This is a genomic window from Echinicola sediminis (assembly GCF_054777495.1).
Genome location: NZ_BAAHAP010000259.1, coordinates 1 through 517, shown reverse-complemented (window position 1 = coordinate 517; position 517 = coordinate 1). Strand labels below are relative to the sequence as shown.

The window sequence follows — 517 nt, the reverse complement described above, 5'->3', positions numbered from 1 at the left end:
GGTTTTTTGATCATTGCAGGATAAAATCCCAAAAACAAGGCAACTGATCACAATAAAAATAAAGTACGGGTACTTCATGGGCTTATTGGGAAGTTCATTTTGATCAATATTAGCATTATTCTTTTAATTCTACAAAATAAGCAAGGGCACTGTATTCTCCCTACTTCATTATATCACAAGCTGATCGAACATACCGTTCTTATGGAGTAGTATTTCAAAAATAATAACGATTCTTATTTCAATTCCGTTGACGATCCGAAGCAATAATTTTCAGCCTCCTACAAAAAAAAGAAAAACTTGCCTGGCCCTAATACTCTCACTACCTATTCACGGGGTTTCCTTTTGACCGGACCAAGCTTGGACATTAAAAAAATGTGCAACTCGAAGCAACAATAATTGTAAAATACGATTATCCGGAATTACACCAGTAAATTTATTTCTCTCAGATTCCACAGAATTCCACGGAATTAAAAAAACTTTTCTGTGGGTTTCTGTGCATTCTCCGCCAAGGCGGACA

General features: G+C 36.0%; 1 protein-coding gene. It reads right to left on the bottom strand.

All coding sequences use genetic code 11. From position 1 onward, the window contains the following. Window positions 1–327 precede the first annotated feature (327 nt). On the bottom strand, window positions 328–517 hold a 190-nt coding region (locus ACYVAA_RS23065), incomplete at its 5' end, for a hypothetical protein (RefSeq protein ID WP_460546472.1).